This window comes from Acinetobacter sp. SwsAc6 (assembly GCF_013391565.1).
GTDB lineage: Bacteria > Pseudomonadota > Gammaproteobacteria > Pseudomonadales > Moraxellaceae > Acinetobacter > Acinetobacter cumulans.
In genome coordinates this window covers 108,204-131,140 of record NZ_JACAXE010000002.1, presented here as the reverse complement: position 1 = coordinate 131,140, position 22,937 = coordinate 108,204, and the positions used below count along the sequence as shown (strand labels likewise).

Genomic DNA, 22,937 nt, shown 5'->3' with positions numbered 1-22,937 from the left:
CTTAGGCAGCCGTTTTTTTCGCAATAAAATATTGGTTGCGCCCGTGTGTTTTAGCGTAGTAAAGCGCTTGGTCTGCTTGTTGAATAAAGGCAGTCATGTCTTGATCAACCGTTGGAATAGTACTGGCAATACCAATACTGACGGTCACTAAGCTTGAAATCGGGCTCGCTGGGTGTGGTAAGGCTAATTTTTGAATCCGTTGAATTAAAATGCGAGCGAGTGCTTCAACTTTTTTTTCGTCAAACATTGGGAAAAGAAGTAAAAACTCTTCACCGCCATAGCGGGCTGCCAAATCATTACTACGAGAGCTTAAATTATCAAGCTCTTTCGCAATGATCTGTAGGCATTCATCACCTGCAATATGCCCTAAGTGATCGTTATAATTTTTAAAGCAGTCAATGTCGACCATGAGTATGCTAATGGGGGTTTGATGTCGTATTGCATAGCGCCATTGCTGATCCAGAATGAGCGATAGATGACGACGATTCGCTAATCCTGTGAGAGAGTCAATTTGTGAAAGGTGCTCAAGTTGCTTAGCTTGCTCATCCATTTCTAATTTGTTGAGCTCGATAATACAGTTTTGCAAATAGTTTTCACGGTGCTGACGGTCAATCGCGTATGCCAAAGACATACCTAAAAAGCTACTAAACGTGTAGGTACGGTGTAAAAAAGTCCAATCAATGTCATATTGTAAAAAATGTGTACCCGCAATCCCAATAAGACCGCCGACCCAGCCCGCAATGAGAGCTGTATAAAACCGTAGCCCTACAAAGCCATAAATGATCACAACGGCATACATCATGGCTGCATGTAATAGTGAGTTGTCATTTCCATGACCAATAATGGTGACAGTCATAAAAGATATAGTGACCGCACCCATACAGCCAAAGCCTGTATAGAGGTCAAAATAACGGTTTAAACATTTAAAAAAAGACAGAATCCATGCAAAGAGGACGATGACGCCAACCCATGAATAGAGCGCAAACCAACGAAACACAATGGGATCATTTTGAATGGTTTGATAAATACCATAACTTAAGAAAGCATATAAAAAGAAGATAATAGGGGCGCGGAAGCGAAATTCATAAGCAGCCTCTGCTCGATATTGTTGCCTGTAGGCTTGTTCTAGGCTGGGTGAAAAATGTACATAATTAAGCCCTTTGGAAATAATTTCTTCAATTTTGTCGCGACTTAAAAGTTTTGACCCATATAGTTTCATTGGATACTGCCAAATTTACACTAATTTTATTTGTAGGTACGGGGTACAGCTCCGTACCTCCTTTTTATCTTCATGTATTACTTATGCTTAGTATTAACATAAAGCTTCTTGAGTTAACAAGCGCAAAAAATAGCAAAACAAAACATAACATATCAAATTAGTGTGAATTACTTAATGGAAAGCGATTGAAATTGAATTTATTGCTGATTAAAAGTAAAAATATAGCGATAAATGGTCAAAAATAGCTGAAAATGTCCTTGTTTAATCTAGTGTTTGGATTATGATCGAAAACAGATCCGCAATAAGAAATCAAATGAGGGCAGGGATATGACTTCAGTCGTGCGTGGTTACGAAAACCAACTAGAAATTACACCGCATAACACGTGGTCACAGCAATTCTGGGATGAATTGATTCCACATAAAAATAGAATTAGTGAGCACCCATTCTTTAACGATATGGCCAATGGGCAGTTAACGCTCGAAAGTTTCCGTTTTGCTTTATTACAGTTTTACCCATTGGTGGCGCATTTTCCATCTTACATGGGATTAGGGCTGTCTAAAGCCACCAATTTCTCAGATGCAGGTGTAACAGAAGCGCGTGATTGGCTAATTCAAAATATTAAAGTTGAAGAGCGTCATCTGAACTGGTATCGCGACTGGGCTGGCGGTTTTGGTATAACGGTTGAAGAGCTAGATCAGGTACAACCGACAGCTGCAATGAATGCAGTAAATCACTTTTTGTGGAATATCAATACGCGAGGGAGTCTGGTTGAAAGCCTAGCTGCAACCAATCTTGCAATTGAATGGGCGACAGGCGACTGGAGCGGTAAAGTGTATGCTGGAATTAATGCCTACACAGATCATCCTGAAGTTAATATTAATAAACGTAGCATTGCGTGGTTACGTGCGCATGCACATTATGATGATTTACATCCTTATGAAGCAATGGAGCTGATTAAACGAATTTGTGATAATAAGCCGGCCTTGCAACAACAAGCCCTACGTGCAGTAAAAGAAGGGTTGGCGTATTATGAATTGGCTTTGGATGAATGCAGTAAAGTGCAGGCTCGAACTTTGAAGCTAAATTAATTTATACTTAAAGCTACGACATAAAAAAACCGATCAAAAGATCGGTTTTTTTATTTGCGATCCAATAGGCTATTTGGGTTTATATAGGCCAAGTTCTGTTAAATGTAGACGTAAAATACGGCGTAGTTCGAGTACTGCTTCGGGTGTTTCTTGAATAGAATGTCCACCTTTTAACACCACTTCAGAAACGGCTCCGTTTAAATGAGCACTTTTATAAGGAACAATGCCATCTGTAATCAGTGCTGGGTCATTACTACCGCTAATATTGCCAATAATTGAGTGAAACTTTAAGCCTGGACGTGGATTAATATCGTCTGTAAGTTGCATGAAGTTTGATTTATGGCTTAAGTCACTTGGACCATTTTGTATTAAGCCTTGGTCGACTTGTTTTAACAAGTCTTTCAAATCTTCTTCCTGCGTCAGTACATCTGCAAAAGCAGATAGAAATGCGCCTGGTAATTTAATCACTTTACGGGCAACTTTGGTAAACCAGCGGTCTGCATAGTCTGTTCCGCGGTGCGGTGATGCCAAAAAGATTGCACGATTGAAGTTAGGAATGTCGTTCATCACCATGCGTTGTTTGACTACAGGTATTTTTTGATATTGATGCAACTGGCGAGAGCTCATTTTTTTGAGTGCTTCATTGCTAATATCTGCGTCACTCACTAAAAGACGCGCAATAATACCTCCCATACTATGACCAATTAAAACTGCATCTTTTTTTGCCGTACTTTTAGGATCGACTCTTGCAAAAGCTTGGGTTAGAAGTGCATAAATTTGGAAGCGACTTTCAATAATTGGCATATTTGTGGAATAGAACACTTGCCAGACTTGATAATGCTCCCTTAAAACATTATCTCCCATAATATCATTGGTCAGGCGGATCCATGCTTCTGGACTACTGGCTAGACCGTGTACCAATACAATCACTTTTTTATCTGGATTGTAGGGTTCTAACATATAGAGTTGTGGCATCGTGATATTTTCATCACGGTCAATTAGCGATAAATAGGCGGCTTTACCGAGGTTATTTTCTGCTAACCATAAACCATAGGGTGCTGAGAAATTGGCCGCCAATGGGTAGTTTTTGGATGCAACATTCAGTGTTTCATATTTATAAGGATCGTAAACCTTAATCACGAAATCTGGGCTATTTAAAATAGCATCAATGGAGTTGCCTTGTAGGGGTTCTGCGGTCAAGGTGGCAGCCAGATAACGCGCCGTATTGATGTTGGGGTTAATGTTATTTGGATATTTATAATCCATTGGATTAATAATGTATTTGTTTTTAGTTCCTTCAGGTTTTTTATCTTCAGGTAACACAATTAAGAACTCGGCACCAAAACCATCTCGGCGGGTGATAGAGCGTAAGCCAGAGAAGTTAAGATTATAAGTTGACATTAACTGCTCAACTTTGCTGTTTTGTAGGCCAGCATAATGGCTGTAATCGATACGATAGCGACTTTTCCCTACTTGAATTTGTGTAACAGCCTCAGCTTGAGCATGGTAGGTGGTATACAGTCCAACGAGTTTTGCAATTCCTTGATTATAGAAATCGCGGATTTGAACTTGTCTGTTGTCAAAAATACGGTCTTGTGGCGCACGCTGGGTTTTGAACATATAGGCATAGCTATAACGAATGCTACGATCGAGCATATTCATTTGTTCTATTACACAGTTCTGTAAATTTTGCTTTTCAATGGCCTTTTTTTCTTCTGAACGGGTACTAGACAGCACACTAGACTTACAGGCAGAAGAATCACCAAGTGCGATAGCTTTTGCTAAATAGAGTTCACTGGCTGCAGAGTAAATTTGCTCATCTTGTATTTGGGGGATTTTTTTAATTTCACCAATACATTGTTCTGGTGTGTCGGTACAGCTTTTGGCTTCACGTCCACTCATAGACAAAACGTTGAGTGTTGCTTCACTGAGTTTACTGCGTGACAAAATACTGTCACGTTCATTAGCAATACTGACATTTAAGGCTTGGTTCTTCACGCTGACGACCTGACAGCCAGACAGTAAAGAAGTTGTTAATAATACGCCGAGCAGTAATTTATTCATTTTATGCTGCATCTTCATGCGATTTTGAGGGGAATTATTTTAAATCATACTGCAAGTTGAATTTTTTTCAATTCGCCATAAATAAAAATAGGCCAAAAAATGGCCTATTTTTAACAATATAGATTAACCCGCTTTTGGTGGGTTCAATACTTGCCACACATTCCAGCGACCTTGCTTTTCAATTTCTTGAATCAAGCGGTCAGCTACGTCAGCTTCTTGAGGGTATTTAATTTTGTAATTACGCAAGATTTGAACAGCATTTTTCTTTTGTTCCATTGCGATGTAGTTGTTAGCTGCAGAAAGATAAGCTTCTTGTACGCCAGCTTTCATTGCTTTGTCTAGGTATGGAATTGCTTCGCGTTGACCGCCACCTTCAGATAAACCAAAACCAAACCAGAAGTTTGCTTCGGCATCATCTTTGTTAATTTTTAAAATACGCTGTGCATAGTTTAATGATTTAGTGGTGTAAACAGAACCTAAGTCTAGGTTACGTGCCATAACGCTTGCTTTGAATGCGCGAACTAGAATGTCAAAAGAAGCATTATCTTTTGATGCTAGCGTATCAAGTTGCTGAGTCACTTGTTTAAGTTTTAACTCAAAACCTTTGCGTTCATTACGTTGCACAAAACGTGGTGGATAGTGGCGTGCTTTGCCTTCTACTAATTGTAAGAAATCATCAATTTCTGTGATGTCAATTTCGTTGTCACCAGCAAGGACTGCATATTTCATTGTGCGTACTTTGCTGTTGACGGTTGGAATAATTAAACGATTGGTATCTAGCGTTAATGTTTTTGATGGATCGCTTGCTAGATTAACATTCATTTTTGTTACGGGTTGCGCCGCAGCTTTTTGTAGATTGATTTCAAATGGAGGTGGTGCATCATAATTAAATGGATTAAGTGCATAGAATGGTGGTGTAAGTTCAGGTTCTACAAACACCATTGAACCTTTAGGTACATTATTATTTTTATTGGTTGGTGCGCTTCCACATGCAGCAAGGGTTAAAGCAAGACAAGCAACTGCCAAGGGCTTAAGCATCATAAGAAATCTTCCATTTAAATTATTTTAAAATGTTCATCAATTGCATATTCGCCAGTCTATTTAAAGTCTGGCGAACATGCAAGCCAGCAACTTGATCCTTCCTGATCATTTGCTGTAAAGCTAGGCTTTTGATTGTTTACTTTGTGCTTCACACTCACGTCGTGCTTCTTCAATGATTTTTAACTCTTCTTCACTGAAGGGCTGTTCATCTAAAGCTTGTGTTTTAAAGCTCGGATCAAGCAAAGATAAGCGATGGCACAAGGAGTTCATGCGCTGTTCATTTAGCTGAATCCGCTCCAATAACACGCGCATACCATCTAAGATTGGATCTGACTGATCCTGTGTGGTGGCATAAGCTTGGAAACCAATGCTTTCGGCGTAGTTATTGCGACGCGCTTCTTTGTCGTCTTTTGATTTGTCTTTGGTAATAAAACGTGCAGGACTGCCCACAGCTGTCGTTTCTGGTGGAACTTCTTTGGTCACCACAGCATTTGAGCCGACTTTGGCATTTTTACCCACAGTAAATGGCCCAAGGATTTTTGCCCCTGCACCAATCACAACACCATCTTCTAAGGTTGGGTGACGTTTACCCTTGTTCCATGTTGTACCGCCTAAGGTAACACCATGATAAAGGGTAACATCATCGCCAATTTCAGCTGTTTCACCAATCACGACACCCATGCCATGGTCGATAAAAAAGCGTCTACCAATTTTAGCGCCAGGATGAATTTCAATACCAGTTGCAAAACGACTAAAAGAGGAAAGTAAGCGTGCTGAGCCTTTACAGTCTTTTTTCCACAGTTCATGTGCAACGCGGTGCATAATGAGTGCGTGAATACCTGGGTAGGTGGTTAAGACTTCAAGTGTATTGCGAGCGGCAGGATCGCGCGCAAATACAGCTTGTATATCCTCTTGGAGCTGTTTAAGCATTAGTGTTGATCCTCATCATTTTTTGATTTTTTCCATGTGCCATTATTGAGTGCTTGTACACGGCTAAAAATACCACGGAGCAAATGATATTCCATACGGTCTAATTGAATTCGGCCAAATAAACGACGCAAACGCAAAGGCAATAAGCGTGGATTTTTTGGGTCCATAAATTCAATGTCTGCCAGCATTTTTTCAATATGCGGGTAAAACTGTTCCATTTGCTCATGTGTTACCAGTGGCTCATCCCATTGCATATCAACATCATCTGTCACATGCATTTTGGCTTCTGGATCTGCAATTTTAGCAGTAAATTCCATGGCTGCCATCCGCATTTCATAACAAATCACTTGAATTGCTTGTGCAACATTCAGTACGCCGTAATCGGTGTTTACTGGAATGGTGACATGGTAGTTCGCCATCGCCAATTCTTCATTGGTTAGACCGCGGTCTTCACGACCAAAGATGACAGCCACTTCTTGTTGTTGGGTGGCTACAGCTTTCAGTGATAATTCTGCTGCAAGACGTGCATCCAGTAATGGCCAAGGAATGGTGCGACTACGTGCGCTGGTACCAAATACAATATGACAGTCTTTGATCGCATCTTCTAAGGTTTCAACAATTTCAATTTGTTCAATTAAATCGGTTGCGCCAGCAGCCAAAGCATCAATGTCAGGATGTGGGTAGGTTTTAGGTGCGACTAAAACCAACTTTACTAAGCCCATCGTTTTCATAGCACGAAGGGCACTACCAATATTGGCAGGTAAAGTGGTGTTTACCATAACGATGCGGACATGGGAGAGATGCGCTGAAACAGCTGCATTGTCAATTTGACTCATTATTGTTCCAAATTAAATAATTAAACATTTAAATTTTGCTGTGAATGGCAGTAAAGCTTATGAAAATTGATTCATCGTTTCAGCCTGATATTGATCCATCGCATCATCCATCGTCATATTTGACGGTGGGGGCGGAATTTGTACTGGCTGAGCTTGCTCATAGCTGACGGCTTTGGCTGCTTTTGATTTCACATGGTATTCGATATGCAAAGATGCTTTACCAAAATAATCACGTAGCTTTGATAAAAGCTCATCAAGAGGTGCAACTTTCCAGTCTATGCCCAAATGCAGTTCTGCGCTGGCATAGTCAAAGTCGACCAATAAATGCACAGGGATGTGGGTAGACATATCGACATTGCAATAAGGATGCAAAATGTTTTGCATGTCTTTGCTCAGGGTAGCACTCAGGTGCTCTTTGTCTAAAGTAATCTGAATACTGTTGGCACGCTTTTGGCGAATTTCATTTAAGCTAAAGGCTTTGGTTAAACGGCCCATAGGACGATCATAACCTTCGCGTTCATAGATTTCGCCTTCAATGACGACGACTTTTTCATTTTGAACAATATCTTTAAAGCGTTGGAAGCGTTCGTGATTTGCTGAAACTTCAATTCGTGCTGTGCCGTCATCCAAGGTAATCATCATGCGATTTGGGAAGTTGGCTACATCGACCACGAGACCTGCAAATACTGTGGTGACACCACGACGTGTAGGCGTAAGTTCATTAATGCGCTGTGAAATAAATGATTTCAATTCAGGACGATAAACATCGATCGGGTGGCCAGTCAGGTAAAGACCAAGTGTGTCTTTTTCACCTTTTAAGCGAACTTCATCCGACCAAGGTTTTACAGGCTTAGCAGGCTTACGTTGAACTTCTTCAACTTCGCCAAATAAGTCCATAATGCCAGTTTCTCGGTTTGAGCGTGCTTGTTCGGCTGCTTGCACGGCTTCTGGCAATTGTGCCATGAGGCTTGAGCGTTCTATGCCTAAGCAGTCGAGTGCACCTGCGCGAATGAGTGCTTCTAAGGTGCGCTTATTAATTTTCTTTAAATCAATACGATGACAGAAATCAAATAAGTCGCGATATGGGCCTTCTTGCTTGCGTGAGTCAATCACGGATTGCATTGCGGCTTCACCCACACCTTTGATTGCGCCTAAACCATAGACAATCGTTTGTGGGTCGCTGGCATGGAAATTATATAAAGACATATTGACTGAAGGTGGTAATACTTCCAGTTTATTGCTACGACAGTCATCAATTAAGAACACCACGTTGTCGGTGTTTTGCATTTCCGAAGTCATTACTGCAGACATAAACTCTGCAGGATAGTGTGCTTTTAACCATGCTGTTTGATAAGCAACAAGGGCATAAGCTGCAGCATGTGATTTGTTAAAACCATAGCCTGCGAATTTTTCCATATAGTCGAAGATATGGTTGGCTGTATCTGTATCGATGTCTTTAAGCGCCGCACCTTCAATAAAGATTTGACGCTGTTTTACCATTTCTTCAGGTTTTTTCTTACCCATGGCACGGCGGAGTAAATCGGCGCCACCAAGTGTATAGCCAGCACAGAACTGTGCTGCCTGCATTACCTGTTCTTGATACACCATAATGCCGTAAGTCGGTTCGAGTACTTTTTCGAGCAATGGATGTAAGTATTCAAACTCACCGCCGTGCATACGGAAAATAAAGTCTGGAATCAGATCCATTGGGCCTGGACGATACAGCGACACGAAGGCAATAATTTCTTCAAATTTGCTTGGACGCGCTTCCTTCAGCATTTTTTTCATACCGACGGATTCAAACTGGAATACCGCGGTCGTGTTTGCATCGGCAAACACAGCGTATGCATCTGGGTCGTCTAGTGGAATATAAGAAATGTCGATTGGATCAGTAATATCTGGACGTGCATTAATATGCTTAATGGCATCTTCAATTACGGTCAGGTTTCGTAGACCCAAAAAGTCGAACTTAACTAAACCTGCGGACTCAACATCGTCTTTATCAAATTGGGCAACACGGGCTGTACCATCGGCATCACACATAACCGCTGAATAGTCAGTTAGTTTGGTTGGTGCAATAACCACACCACCTGCGTGTTTACCCGTGTTACGTGTAATCCCTTCGAGTTTAAGCGCCATTTCCCAAATTTCTGATGCATCATCAAAATCTGGGTTAGAAGGATTGGTCACCACATCTTTAAGTTGTGGCTCAGCTTCAATTGATTCTTCTAAGCTCAAGCCCAAAGGTTTCGTTGGAATCAGCTTAGAGATTCGATCGGCCAAACCATAAGATTTACCCAAGACACGTGCCACGTCACGAATCGCACCTTTGGCCGCCATGGTACCAAAGGTTGCAATTTGCGATACTGCATCACGTCCATAAGTACGTGCTACATAGTCAATGACACGGTCACGACCTGCGATACAGAAATCGACGTCGAAATCGGGCATCGATACACGCTCTGGGTTTAAGAAACGTTCAAATAGTAGGTCATAACGCAGTGGATCAAGGTCGGTAATTTTTAAACTATAGGCAACCAATGAGCCGGCACCTGAACCACGACCCGGGCCTACAGGTACGCCATTTCCTTTAGACCATTGAATGAAGTCCATGACAATCAGGAAGTAGCCAGGGAATCCCATGTCTAAAATAATTTTAATTTCAAACGCCAGACGTTCATCGTAAGGCTTGCGAATGTCTGCCCAATCATCGCCACGTTGTGCGAGTGGGTAGAGGAATTCTAGGCGTTCATCTAAGCCGACTTCACACAAGTGTGCAAAATAAGTGTCGATGGTGTGACCATCTGGAATTGGGTAATCTGGAAGGTCGTGGAAACCTAAGCGGAGTGTGACATTACAACGCTGAGCAATATAAAACGTGTTTTCGATGGCAGTTGGAATGTCTGCAAATAACTCCGTCATTTCCGCTGCAGTTTTGAAGTATTGGTCTGGGCTGTAGTTTTTAGGGCGACGGCTGTCTCCTAAAACATAACCATCGGCAATACATACACGCGCTTCATGTGCTTCAAAGTCTTCGGCTGTAATGAAGTGCACATCATTATGTGCAACCACGCCAATATTGAATTTTTTTGCGAGTTTTACAGCTTCTTGAATAAAGTCTTCTTCACCCGAACGATTGGTACGTGTTAAGGCTAAATAAACACGATTGCCAAATTTTGAAATCCATTCTTCCAGTAAAGGCTCGGCTTTTTGCGGATTGGATGTCATCAGCATCTTGCCGACATCACTGTGCTGGCCAAGCAACACGATTAAATCTTCGTGTTGCTCTAAAATCCAGTCTTTTTGTACGCAAGGAATATCAAGTTGTTGGCCACGAATATAGCCTTCAGAAACTAATTCTGTCAGGCTACGCCAACCTTTTTTGCTCATGGCCAATAAGCTAATACGATGCTCTGCGTCATTTAAACGAAGGGTAGAGCCAAAAATTGGCTTAATGCCTTTGTCTAAACATTTTTTATAGAATTTAACAGACGCATGTAAATTGGACAGGTCTGTAAGGGCCAAGGCTGGCATTTCATCTGCAGCTGCAGCTTTTACTAGATCAGGTATACGTACAATAGATTCGGTGATTGAAAATTCTGTATAAATACCAAGATGTACAAAGTGCATAGATGAGTCCCAGCGAAAACAGCTGATTATTTTAGCATGCTCTAGAGTGAAACTTACGTTTATTGCATGGCTTTCTACAGTTTTATCGGTTCACTGTTTACGCAATAAACGCAGATCGAAGTTGGTGTTCAGCAAGCAATTCCTTGATTAATTGAAAATGCGCTTAATTTTCCATTTTTAAAATTAAAAGCTAAGTTGCTTATATAGGGTAAATCATAGTTTTGCGGTTCTTTTAAAACCCTTTTAGCCTTTTGGGGTGGGAGTAAAATGACATAAGCGATTTCATTTGAATTGGCTAATTTTGCGCTCTTGGGAAAATCTTTTTGAAATTGCTGAAAGGTATATCGGGGCGTAATAGAAATTTGACCCATTTGAATTTTATCGTAGATTTGAGAGCTATTACTCCATTCCATCCAAACCTTTCCTTTGGTTTGACCTAATTGGGTAAAACTGTTTTTATTTTTATAAAATGATTCATTTTTAATTTGAGGATTATCCTCAGCATAAATTTCAAACCTTAAAAACTTAGCTTGGGTTGATCCGTGGAATTCGGTATTACCTGTACAATCAGAATATTCATACTTGAGTCTGACGGGATTTTTGTCGATTAGAACATTTGCTTTTGCTGCAGTTACAGGTGATGCTAAATCTTCGCCATTGACTTGAATGCTGGTGACATAATTATAGTCAGCGATTGAGGCAGAAATTGTTGTGCAAATGGTTGAACCAATAATGAGTGCTGGAAAGAGTTGATAGGTGAGTCGCATAACTGTCCTTTTTTTAATTTTGTTGGGTAGGTGTTTCAAAGCATAAGTCTATTTATGTTAGGTCTATTGATTCATTCATTGAAGGAATTTTGGACTTTGGGCATAAACATGAAAATGGCAGAAAATGATATATTTTTGCTCAGGTCTTGAAATATATTTGCTTTTGAAGTTTTCGCGGAATTTGGATTTATTATTTTATAATTCATGTATTTATAGTGATTTAAGTGAGGGGTGAGTGATATTTTTTCTAATTTTACATAAATTCTGAAAGAATAAAATAATATCGACAAAATTAAACCCTCCGAAGAGGGTTTTAAAATGCAAGGGCTGACGGCTTAACGCATTTTAGATAGCCAGTCACCCAAACTTTGCACAATCTGCACCAAGATTAATAGGACGATAACGGTCAAAATCACCACGCTGGTATCGAAGCGTTGATAACCATAAGAAATGGCCAAATCACCAATACCGCCAGCACCTACAGCACCTGCCATAGCAGTTGCACCAATTAAACTAATGGTGGCTGTTGTAAGATTTAAAATGAGCGAACTACGTGATTCAGGCAGTACAAATTTAAAAATAATTTGTAATGGTGTCGCACCCATCGCTTGAGCAGATTCGATAATCCCTTCATTTACTTCAAGTAAAGAAGTCTCAATTAAACGACCAATATAAGGGCCGACATAAATCGTCAACGGAACAATGGCTGCCCACGTACCGATCGAAGTGCCCACAATCACTTTGGTTAATGGAATGACCGCAATTAACAAGATAATAAAGGGCAAAGAACGTAGCGCATTTACAATCGGGTTAAGGCCATGATAGACCACGCGGTTAGGTAAAATACTTGTAGGGCGAGTCACAAATAAAATAATGGCTTGAATAAAGCCCCAAATACAACCAAACAACATGGCAAAAAACACCATGTGGAAGGTTTCTTGCAGTGCTGTTACAAACTGATCAATTGAAAGTGAACTTTTCCAAAAAGGAGCCGTTACTTCAGTGAGCCATTGAACAATCATATCTCTCATGCTTGGACTCCTGATTGTTCAACTTGTACACCACTATTTTCAAGGAACTGTAGGGCTTGCTGAATTTGACTTGCATCGCCAAGTAATTGAATAAACATTTGTCCAATTACAGAACCATTAATTTCAGTCATGTTGGCAAATAGAATATTTAGGCTGACATCAAAGGTTTTAATCACGGCTTGAATAACAGTTTCTTGAGCAGAACTGCCTAAAAATTTTAAGCAATAAATACTATTATGATTTTTATTTTCAAGATTATTCAAGATGTTAATCGGCAATTGTTGCTGCAGTACAGTTTGAATAAAGGTGCGGGTAGTTGGGTGCTGTGGTTGGCTGAAAATGTCCAATGTAGAGCCCATTTCAATGACTTTACCTTGTTCCATCACCGCGACATAGTCACAAACACTTTCAATCACATCCATTTCATGGGTCACCATGACAATGGTAATGCCTTGCTCTTGATTAATCTTTTTTAATAAAGCTAAAACAGACTGAGTGGTTTGCGGATCTAGTGCAGAGGTTGCTTCATCACATAATAAAATTTTAGGATGATTAGCAAGCGCACGGGCAATCCCGACACGTTGTTTTTGACCGCCAGAAAGTTCATCTGGGTAGGCATTTTTCTTGTGTGTAAGATCAATAAATTCGAGTAATTCTTCTAAGCGTTTTTGACGTTCAGCTTTAGAAACACCCAATAATTTGAGGGGGAGTTCAATATTTTCTGCAACGGTTTTGGTTTGCAGTAAATTGAAATGCTGGAAGATCATACCAATGTTGGTACGTTCTTGGCGTAATTCAGAAGCACTTAAGGCAGTAAAATCTTTATTGTTAATAAAGATTTGCCCTTGGCTTGGGCGTTCCAAAAGGTTGATTAGGCGAATAAGCGTACTTTTGCCTGCACCGCTGTAGCCAATCAGACCAAAAATACAGCCAGCCGGAATCTCAAGATTGATTTGATCCAGCGCCTTAACAGTTTGACCTTTAAGCTCAAAGTGCTTAGAAATGTCTTTAAATTGAATCATATCGTCAAAAGCTTTAAATAAAAGAAAAACAGGCAAAGTAAATTTGCCTGTTTAGATGTGCAAAGTATATTACTATTTTGCGTCTGTAAGATAGCTTACAGGTTTATTTACATCAACTTTTGTACCGCCAAAGTGATCTTGTACATATTCGCCTACAGCAGCAACATGGTAAAGCTCACCAACTTTTTTCAATACTGGGTCATTTTGACGATCAGCTGCAACCGCTAAAACGTTAACGTTCATTTTTGTGCTTTGGTCAATTGGCTCATAATAAATCGCGTCTTTTAATACGTTTAAGCCACCTTCCATTGCCAATGTATTACCCAATACAATCGCATCTACTTCGTCTTTAACACGTACAGCAGTTGCCATTTGAATTGGTTTAATTACAATTTTCTTCGAATTTTCAGCAACATCTGCTGTTGTACCTTTAACGTTGTCAAAGTTAGCTTTTAGTTTAACTAGGCCAGCAGATTGTAAAAGTAATAATGCGCGAGATTCGTTTGCACCATCATTTGGAATGGCAATGGTTGCACCTGTTTTAAACTCATCCAATTTTTTTACTTTGCTTGAGTAAATACCCATTGGCTCTAAGTAAGTTGTAGAGAGTGGAGCAATTTTTTCTTTGTTACTGTCATTGAATGCAACCATATATGCGTATGATTGGAATGCATTGACATCCATTTCATGGTTCGCAACTGCTGTGTTCATAGACACATAATCGGTAAAGTTTTTAACTTCAAGCTTAATGCCTGCAGCTTTAGTTTCTGGCAATGTTGCAATATAGCGCCATACATCTGCGTCTGAGCCTGTAGATGCCATAGTTACTGTTTGAAGTTCAGCAGAATCTTTTTTTTGTGCGGTATCTGTAGCAGGGGCTTCTTGTTTACCACAACCTGTTAGAACAACAGATGCACCGAGCACTAAACCAAGTAACTTTTTCATGTTTTCACCCAAGTAAATTAAATTTTGGCGTTCAACTTACATATCATAAATGTAGAGAGATTAAATTAAGCGTGAAATCAGTCAAACTGACTTATAACCGCAAATTGTATATGGCTCAAATATTGTTGCAATTAGATTTCAGTCTAAATAAAAGAGAGAGTTTTATATACAAAGTAATTGTAAATAAAAGAATTTAATTAGGCTGAGCCCTAAATTGCTGAAATATAATAGCAATAATTTAATATGCAATATAGTGATGAAAAAATCTATATTTAGCACTAATAGTGCATAAAAGGTTTGAAATTTAATTAAAATAATATGAAAAACAATATATTGTCTTTATTGAATTTGATAAGTGGATGAAATATGAGCTTATTTGGTGCTTTATAAGATTTTTGGCATTGTTATGCAGAAAAATGCATATCATCACGATATGTTTATTTTGAGTCTTTTATTTTCTTTACTTATTTGTTTAAGCCATTCGCAGAGTTCGTATGAGAAGGCCTTAATTTTATGTATCACAGAGTTTCAATCGAAGGTCGTGCAACTCGGTGTGAGTTGAGTTGCACTTAAAACGCTACTTATTTTATTCAATCATTTGTATGCATAACATGAAGAAATTAAACCAATTTAATCATGATCACTGACGGGTAGAAAATTAAAAGCAGGTGCAATCTTGAAAGAATCATTTGATTTACCTGCATAGATTTGGGATTGATCTTGTCCTAATTGCAATACTTTGCATTGACCATTACTGAAATCAATTTCGTTTAAATCGACCCAAAATACATTGGGCGATACTGCCGACTCAAAGAAATATAGCATTCTTTTGTGACCGGCCACGGTTCGCCAGCGCGTTGAAGAAATATTTGGTTCTTCCGCTGTATTTAGCCCAAAAGGCACAGAGGCATTGCGGATGACACTGAATACACTGGCCAATGCATCGTTTGGCTCGGCTTTTTTAGGAATAGCGTTGATATAAAAAGACGCACGTGCAAAACGGTCAGCTGCACGGTTAGTACCTGGAAGCATGACTGTGCCACCAATTTGTTTCCAATACTGATTGAGTGCCAGTTGTTGGTCAAAAGTAGGGGAATTGGTCATCACTTGATATTCACGGTTATGGTGAATCACTTGTTTACCTTGAATATATTCAATAATTGCACTGTCGCCACTGGTATCGGAAATGGATAAGTGTAGTGAGGCCAAGCGGTTTTGCCCCGGGACTTGGTCTGAGATCACTGCAAAAGGTTCAGTTTCCATAAATTGTATGGCTTCTGCGACGTTTGCAAAATTATCTAAGACATATTGCGCCCATAGTGAAATGCTCAGCGTGGGTTTTGTATTTTTAATGCGTTTAGGGTATTCGGATTCGACCAGCCAGAGCAGGTTGGCACATAAGCCTTTTTCGTTCATTCCATCTGTGGTGGCAATGTCATAGCCAGTGGCAACCACTGATCCATATTTTGCTGTCCATTCAATCGAATTTTCGCCAGCCGATCCATTTCTTTTAATGTTATTGGCTAAGATCCATAAATTGGTGCCTACATCGACTTTCCAATCCATAGAACGAGCTGTCATGTTTTGTTGTTCGTCACCTAAATATACGACACGTGTACACGTCATAGTGATCTCTATTCTTTGAAAGCATCAATTTCATCATAGAGCTTTTTTTAGGGTTTTTGCATTATTTTGCTTGATTTATAATTGTTATTTTTTTGAGCAGATTGGCTGGATCTATTTGGCTGTATCCACATTATAAATTTCGCAAAACGAGTGTTTTATATATTGATACAGCACTGCAAAAGATGATTGTCTTGATTGATTTGTTAAAGCGAGAAGAGTGACTTCTAGCAAAATGGAATGTGTAAATAGTCACTGCGCTTTATTTCATACAAGACATGTTTATTTAAAGGATGCTCTAGTGGTACAAGTGGATGATTAAATTCACGGACTTTTTTTCATACCAATGCGTTGCATTACTCGTTCTGATGGTGTGTTTAAACTTGCTGTAAAGGAAATAACTTTATCTAATCTTAGGTTTCTAAAAGCATGTTTGAGTACGGCTTTTGCACCTTCGGTGGCATAACCTTGATGCCAAAATTGTGGCAGTAAGCGCCAGCCAATTTCTGGTGCATCGGCTATTTCAAACTTAGGGGGATGTACATGTAAGCCGATAAAGCCAATAAATTCACCTGTGGCTTTCAACTCAACGGCATATAAACCCCAACCGGGTGTTTCGATTGCATCGCGTAGGTGCTGCATAAAAGCAGTAGCTTCTGAAGCATTGAGTTTTTTTAGAAAATAACGCATGACGTCGTCATCTGCACACATTTGGAGGAATGGAGCAGTGTCAGAGTCTTGCCGTTGGCGGAGGATTAGGTGAGGGGTTGTATTTTAAAAATCATTAAAGCTGAGTCTAGGGAAGCTTCATTAAATAGAATGTGATTCACTATGCTAATAGCAAAGTAAGATGATTTTATAGTGAGCTATTTGGTCTTTAGAAAGGGATTTTTGGGTCTCTGAAAATGAACTGATTAGGATGTAAATCTGATTCTACAGCTTTTAGAGTTCTTGAATTTAAGAGTCTTTCTGGGTCTTTCTTTATTGAATCCATAATTTTTTCGCTTTGAGTTTTTGAAATTTTATCCGTGAATTCATTTGCAATGAAATTTAGTTTATCTTGCAAGTATTTATAAAATTCAGGTGGTAGAAGGTAATTTTTACTAATAATAGCGCCTTGTTTTAGAGTAATACGGCTTGGGCGCATCTTATTTATGTGTGTATAATTTATATTTGAAATCAAAATAAAATTAGGTAATTTAATATAGATTAGATGATCTCTATCCGCTATTGTCAGTAAGTCAATATCAATAGTTCTTGTAAAGTAGGCATTAAGGTTTGACTTTGTACATTTAAAATCAGCTATAGCACCACCTTCTAATGGTATTAGATGTTGTTCATATATACCTAAGTTACTTGAATTCCCTAATATATATTCTCGAAGAGTTGATTCAGCATTTTCAATCTCTGAACTCTTATCTGTGTCATGAATTTCAGTTAAATATATTAAAACTCTCCAAGATAATCCTGCACAAAATCTGCTTAACTGTTTGCTGTATGGAAGGTTATAAGTATGAGATTTTCTGTTCATGTAAGGATGAAAGATAGTATCTGCAAAATATGATTCGTCATTGGATAGAAGATCCTCACATTCTTTACACAATAATTTGGTTTTAATGATGTCTTGGCATCTAAGATTTGGTTTGTTTATGTCCCTTAAATATCCTGTCGCAGAGGTTTTGATTAGCCAACGACCAATAAATTTGGGGATAATATGACTCTCAATGAGCACTTTTTGTTTTTTACATAGTCGACAAGGTTTCATTTTTAGTAATTATGATTTTATATAAGGTATTAAATTAACACTTTAGCTTCATCAAAAAAACCCGCATTTAGCGGGTTTTTTTAGACTTAATCTTCTGCGAGAAAAAATTAAGCATTTTCGCGAGCAATTGCACGGTAACCAATATCTTTACGGTATTGAACACCATCAAAAGTCACTTTTTGGCAAAGCTCAAGCGCTTTCGCTTGCGCTTCACCAATTGTATTGCCAAGAGCCGTTACGCAAAGTACACGACCGCCAGCAGTTACAATGTCACCATTCTCAAGTGCTTTTGTACCTGCATGGAATACTTTTGCATCCGCCATTTCTGTGTCTAAACCAGAAATCACATCACCATTGCTAGAAGTTTCTGGGTAGCCACGTGACGCAAGTACGATACCTACAGTCTTACGCTCATCCCACTGCGCTTCCGCAGGTAAGTTACCTGCAATACCAGCTTCAACCAAATCAACTAAAGATGATTTTAAACGCATCATAATTGGCTGAGTTTCAGGGTCGCCAAAACGACAGTTGAACTCGATCACTTTAGGTTGACCTTGTTCATCAATCATCAAGCCTGCGTATAAGAAACCTGTATACACGTGACCGTCTTTTTTCATACCTTCAACGGTAGGAAGCATCACTTCATTCATGGTTTTTTCAAATACGTCAGCCGTCACAACAGGCGCAGGAGAGTAAGCACCCATACCGCCTGTGTTTGGACCTTGGTCGCCTTCAAAGATACGTTTGTGATCTTGTGAAGTTGCCATAGGCAAGATGTTGTCACCATCAATCATACAAATGAAAGATGCTTCTTCACCAGCAAGGAATTCTTCGATCACAACGCGTGAGCCAGCATCACCAAATTTGTTGCCTGCAAGCATGTCATCAATCGCATCAAATGCTTCTTGATTTGTCATGGCAACGATCACGCCTTTACCTGCAGCAAGACCATCAGCCTTGATTACAATTGGCGCGCCATTTTTTTCTACAAATGCTTTCGCTGCATCTACTTCTGTGAATACGTCATAGAAAGCAGTTGGAATGTTGTGGCGTTTTAAGAAGTGCTTGGCAAATGCTTTAGAACCTTCAAGCTGCGCAGCAAATTGAGTAGGACCCCAAATTTTTACACCCGCTTCACGGCAAGCATCTACAACGCCATTTACAAGCGGTGCTTCAGGACCAACCACGATTAAATCAACTGCATTGTTTTTTGCAAAGTCGATAATCGCTGCATTGTCTAAAATGTTAAGCGCAACATTTTCGCATTTATTTTCAGTTGCAGAACCCGCATTACCCGGTGCTACAAATACTTTTGCGACTTTGTCATCTTGTGCGATTTTCCATGCAAGTGCATGTTCACGACCGCCATTACCCAAAACTAAAATATTCATCGGTTCATACTCCATGAATCGAAAATGACATAAAGTCCTCAGCCTAAAAATAGGAGAGGACTTTATGCAAGATTAGAAATCTTTTAGCCCTAAATTGATTAAGGCTTTTTTGAAACGTCTTTGCTTGATCGGCACGTCGGAATCTTTCCAGTATACATTCAGATAAGGGAACAGACCTTCGGTTGGACCTACTTTTGTTAAGGCAAAAGTAGGCAAAACCATTGTCATCCGCAAAACTCGTCATATTTGATCTATGACCTCATTTTTCGCAGAAACAGGATATATTGAAATAAATCCTGCCTCAAACAATTGCGGATGACGGGTACGCGTATCAACTTAGATCTTGTTCCACAAAATCATGTATTAGTGGCGGAAGTGACGCATGCCAGTGAAGACCATTGCAATACCAGCTTCATCAGCAGCAGCAATCGTTTCTTCATCACGCATAGAACCACCCGGTTGGATAATGCATTTGATACCAGCTTTGGCAGCGTTATCAATACCATCACGGAATGGGAAGAATGCATCAGATGCCATTACAGCGCCTTCAACCACTAAACCAGCATGTTCAGCTTTGATTGCAGCAATACGAGCAGAGTTCACGCGGCTCATTTGACCTGCGCCCACACCAATCGTTTGACGGTTTTTAGCATAAACAATTGCGTTTGATTTAACGTATTTCGCAACTTTCCAAGCAAAGATCATGTCATCGATTTCTTGTTCAGTTGGTGCACGTTTAGTCACAACTTTTAAGTCATCTTTCGTGATCATGCCTAAGTCTTGGTCTTGAACCAATAGACCACCATTTACACGTTTGTAATCTAACTGAGCTTTACGTTCAGTGATTGCAGGAAGTTCGCCACATACAAGTACGCGTACGTTTTTCTTCGCGCCAGTTACTTCAAGCACGCCTTCAGCAACGCTAGGAGCGATGATCACTTCAACGAATTGACGGTCAACAATTGCTTGAGCAGTTGCAACGTCTAATTCACGGTTGAATGCAATGATACCGCCGAATGCAGATTCAGGGTCGGTTGCGTATGCAAGGTCATAAGCAGCTTGAATGCCGTCAAGTGATACTGCAACGCCACATGGGTTTGCGTGCTTAACGATTACACAAGCAGGTTTAGCGAATGATTTAACACATTCAAGTGCAGCGTCAGTGTCTGCAATGTTGTTATAAGATAATTCTTTACCTTGTAACTGTTTTGCAGTTGAAACAGATGCTTCAGTTGCTGTGTCTTCTACATAGAACGCAGCAGATTGATGCGGGTTTTCACCGTAACGTAGATCTTGAGCTTTGTTTAATTGCGTGTTGAATGTACGTGCAAATTTGTCAGCAGTACCTTCTTCTTTACCTACGCGAGCGCCTAAGTAAGATGCGATCATACCGTCGTATTGAGCAGTATGTTCGAATGCTTTAACTGCTAAGTCAAAACGTGTTGCGTAAGATAAAGCACCCTCAGCTTTAAGCTCAGCAATCACAGTTGCATAGTCAGCAGCATTTACCACGATACCTACAGAAGCATGGTTTTTAGCAGCAGCACGAACCATTGTTGGACCGCCAATGTCGATATTTTCAATCGCATCTGCAAGTGAACAGTTTGGTTTAGCCACAGTCGCAGCGAAAGGATAAAGGTTAACAACAACTAAATCGATTGCATCGATGTTGTGTTCAGCCATCACAGCTTCGTCTAGACCGCGACGAGCTAAGATACCGCCATGAATTTTCGGATGCAATGTTTTAACACGGCCGTCCATCATCTCTGGGAAACCAGTGTGCTCTGAAACTTCAACTACAGCCACATTATTGTCTTTCAACAATTTGTATGTGCCGCCAGTAGATAAAATTTCTACCCCTAGAGCAACTAGGTTTTGTGCAAATTCAACAATTCCGGTTTTATCGGAAACAGAGATTAAAGCGCGTTTAATAGTCATGATCTTCGTCACAGTTATCAAGGAACAAATTAAATCAAAAAAGGCAAATGCAAGATAAAAAAAATGCCTGCGGAAGCCGCAAGCATTTTATCACTTATTCGCTCATTAAACCGTGAGCTTTTAACTTTTTACGTAAAGTGCCACGGTTCAAACCGAGAATCTCGGCAGCGCGTGTTTGATTACCACGCGTATACTCTAGAACTACAGATAAAAGAGGTTTCTCCATTTCTGCTAGCACCATGTCGTACACTTGAGAAGGTTGCTCACCTTGCAATTGTGCGAAGTAATGGCGAACTGCGCGATCTACGTGAATACGAAGAGCGACATCAGATTGTGCAGTAAAAATAGGAGATTTGCTATTCATGCGAATTAATCCGAAAAATCAAAATATCACTTGGGTAAAGTGATAGTTATAAAGTGGTCTAAAATTTAAATGAACTCCGTTTTAGATCCTAAAACGGTTGGTTCTAAAACTGTACATTTAGCATGCCACAATCTGTCAACTTGGTCGAAAAATAAGCGTAACAATAGTTAAATATATGTTACGGACCATTTTAAAAACAAAAAAATCTGCTCTATACGCGATATATATATAAGGCGCATTTCGCTGATGTTCTATTTGTATTAAAAAGACTGAAGAGATTGCAGCACAAAGCTTTCGTGGCGCGTATCATACCATTGTCTAAGAAAAAGTGAGCAAGAAAACTGCATTTTTTTTTAATTTTTTTTGCAATTTTTAATAGTTTTTTTCAATTTTACGGGCGAATGATTTCTAAAGTATAGCTGTCGAAGCTTTTACGTGCATGCGAGAGCTTAAAATTGAAGTTATATGGTGTGTTGCTTGGTATGCGTTGAATACCTGTAAGGCTGTCTGTGAGATAGTCTTTAGGTTGAATGTTGTAAACTGCAAATTCTTGTCCGTTGTGTTTTAGCTCTACACGAATGATTGGCAGTAATAGGCTACGAGTGTGATGATTGATAATTTCACCTCTAAATAAGACTTGGTCTTCACCATCAGCTTTTACACGTACTTTCTTTAAGTTAACTAAATTGTAGTGCTCTTCAAGCTTTGAACAGGTAAATACTTCACAGATACCATTAAAAGCACTGCTCATGATAGGGCTGTTTTTTAAATACTGTGGGTTAAACCAAAAGAACTGAAAGAGCAGTACGCTAAAGAGTAGGACGTTAACTGTTGTCCAACCTATATAGCTAAGTACGGAACGTTTTTTTTCTACTTCCGTATTTTCAGACCAGTTTAAAGCAGGGAAGTTGCCAATTGGGTCTGTACTAAAATAGTTAAGGTTATTAAGGTAAGTGCGGAGGTCAATATTTGAGTTTTCGACTTTTTGATCAAATATTGCTAGTAGTCTATTGCTATAAATGTTGGTTGCAATTTCAGCTTGATCTGCCTCTAAGTTGATTTGTGCAACATCTATAGGTTCAGCCGAAATAGGGGCAGGTTTTTTTTCAACAGCGTTAAACATCTGGACGTTGTCACTTTGGACATCGACCAGATGTGATAATGCATTAAATGTATGGGAACATTTTGCACAGCAAACCATACCCTGCGAGATCGTCAACTGAGCGACAGATATGCGGTAAGTGGTCGAACAAGATGGACAAAAGGTCTGTTTGTTGCTCAT

General features: G+C 39.6%; 17 protein-coding genes and 1 pseudogene. 1 reads left to right on the top strand and 17 read right to left on the bottom strand.

Annotated elements, in window-relative coordinates; genetic code table 11:
* Window position 1: 1 nt before the first annotated feature.
* The gene (locus tag HYG93_RS02150; protein ID WP_106985457.1) at window positions 2–1,219 is read right to left on the bottom strand and encodes a diguanylate cyclase; all 1,218 of its coding nucleotides are present in this window, start codon (window positions 1,217–1,219) and stop codon (window positions 2–4) included.
* A gap of 327 nt (window positions 1,220–1,546) precedes the next feature.
* On the opposite strand from HYG93_RS02150, the gene HYG93_RS02145 reads away from it, so the two are divergent.
* Complete coding sequence (locus HYG93_RS02145; protein WP_106985458.1) at window positions 1,547–2,308, top strand: TenA family transcriptional regulator; 762 nt, start codon at window positions 1,547–1,549, stop codon at window positions 2,306–2,308.
* A 69-nt stretch (window positions 2,309–2,377) separates the two neighbouring features.
* Here HYG93_RS02145 and HYG93_RS02140 read toward each other — a convergent pair whose 3' ends face one another.
* From HYG93_RS02140 to HYG93_RS02065, 16 genes and pseudogenes are all read right to left on the bottom strand, one after another.
* Window positions 2,378–4,372, bottom strand: a complete 1,995-nt coding sequence (locus HYG93_RS02140) for an esterase/lipase family protein (RefSeq protein ID WP_372658444.1) — start codon at window positions 4,370–4,372, stop codon at window positions 2,378–2,380.
* A 123-nt stretch (window positions 4,373–4,495) separates the two neighbouring features.
* Window positions 4,496–5,413: an ABUW_2363 family tetratricopeptide repeat lipoprotein gene (locus HYG93_RS02135; RefSeq protein WP_106985459.1), complete on the bottom strand. Its 918-nt coding sequence runs from the start codon at window positions 5,411–5,413 to the stop codon at window positions 4,496–4,498.
* 120 nt (window positions 5,414–5,533) lie between these two features.
* Window positions 5,534–6,343, bottom strand: coding sequence for a serine O-acetyltransferase (gene cysE / locus HYG93_RS02130; RefSeq protein WP_106985460.1), 810 nt, complete (start codon window positions 6,341–6,343; stop codon window positions 5,534–5,536).
* Window positions 6,343–7,179, bottom strand: coding sequence for an RNA methyltransferase (locus HYG93_RS02125; RefSeq protein WP_178961739.1), 837 nt, complete (start codon window positions 7,177–7,179; stop codon window positions 6,343–6,345). The genes cysE and HYG93_RS02125 overlap by 1 nt, the downstream gene beginning before the upstream one ends.
* Before the next feature lie 57 nt (window positions 7,180–7,236).
* A complete protein-coding gene (gene dnaE, locus HYG93_RS02120) occupies window positions 7,237–10,809 on the bottom strand; it encodes a DNA polymerase III subunit alpha (protein ID WP_120365342.1) in 3,573 nt (1,190 codons plus the stop codon).
* 128 nt (window positions 10,810–10,937) lie between these two features.
* On the bottom strand, window positions 10,938–11,615 hold the full coding sequence (locus HYG93_RS02115; RefSeq protein WP_228198898.1) for a hypothetical protein: 678 nt from the start codon (window positions 11,613–11,615) through the stop codon (window positions 10,938–10,940).
* 296 nt (window positions 11,616–11,911) lie between these two features.
* Entirely contained in the window at window positions 11,912–12,607 is a 696-nt protein-coding gene (locus HYG93_RS02110) for a methionine ABC transporter permease (protein WP_120365344.1), read from the bottom strand.
* Complete coding sequence (locus HYG93_RS02105; protein WP_106985470.1) at window positions 12,604–13,629, bottom strand: methionine ABC transporter ATP-binding protein; 1,026 nt, start codon at window positions 13,627–13,629, stop codon at window positions 12,604–12,606. Before HYG93_RS02105 ends, HYG93_RS02110 begins: the two co-directional genes overlap by 4 nt.
* 72 nt (window positions 13,630–13,701) lie before the next feature.
* Window positions 13,702–14,574 carry a MetQ/NlpA family ABC transporter substrate-binding protein gene (locus tag HYG93_RS02100; protein WP_178961738.1) on the bottom strand — a complete coding sequence of 291 codons (873 nt, stop codon included), beginning with the start codon at window positions 14,572–14,574 and terminating at the stop codon, window positions 13,702–13,704.
* A gap of 630 nt (window positions 14,575–15,204) precedes the next feature.
* A complete protein-coding gene (locus tag HYG93_RS02095) occupies window positions 15,205–16,200 on the bottom strand; it encodes a linear amide C-N hydrolase (protein WP_178961736.1) in 996 nt (331 codons plus the stop codon).
* A 224-nt stretch (window positions 16,201–16,424) separates the two neighbouring features.
* A pseudogene (locus tag HYG93_RS02090) lies at window positions 16,425–16,908 on the bottom strand (GNAT family N-acetyltransferase).
* 166 nt (window positions 16,909–17,074) lie between these two features.
* On the bottom strand, window positions 17,075–17,962 hold the full coding sequence (locus HYG93_RS02085; RefSeq protein ID WP_137287924.1) for a hypothetical protein: 888 nt from the start codon (window positions 17,960–17,962) through the stop codon (window positions 17,075–17,077).
* A 107-nt stretch (window positions 17,963–18,069) separates the two neighbouring features.
* Window positions 18,070–19,353 (bottom strand): phosphoribosylamine--glycine ligase, encoded by a 1,284-nt coding sequence (gene purD, locus HYG93_RS02080; RefSeq protein ID WP_178961734.1) that lies wholly within the window; start codon window positions 19,351–19,353, stop codon window positions 18,070–18,072.
* A 363-nt stretch (window positions 19,354–19,716) separates the two neighbouring features.
* Entirely contained in the window at window positions 19,717–21,291 is a 1,575-nt protein-coding gene (gene purH, locus HYG93_RS02075; RefSeq protein ID WP_106986703.1) for a bifunctional phosphoribosylaminoimidazolecarboxamide formyltransferase/IMP cyclohydrolase, read from the bottom strand.
* 94 nt (window positions 21,292–21,385) lie between these two features.
* Window positions 21,386–21,655, bottom strand: coding sequence for a DNA-binding transcriptional regulator Fis (fis, locus tag HYG93_RS02070; protein ID WP_001086304.1), 270 nt, complete (start codon window positions 21,653–21,655; stop codon window positions 21,386–21,388).
* Window positions 21,656–22,046: 391 nt separating this feature from the next.
* On the bottom strand, window positions 22,047–22,937 hold the full coding sequence (locus HYG93_RS02065) for a DUF3426 domain-containing protein (protein ID WP_106986704.1): 891 nt from the start codon (window positions 22,935–22,937) through the stop codon (window positions 22,047–22,049).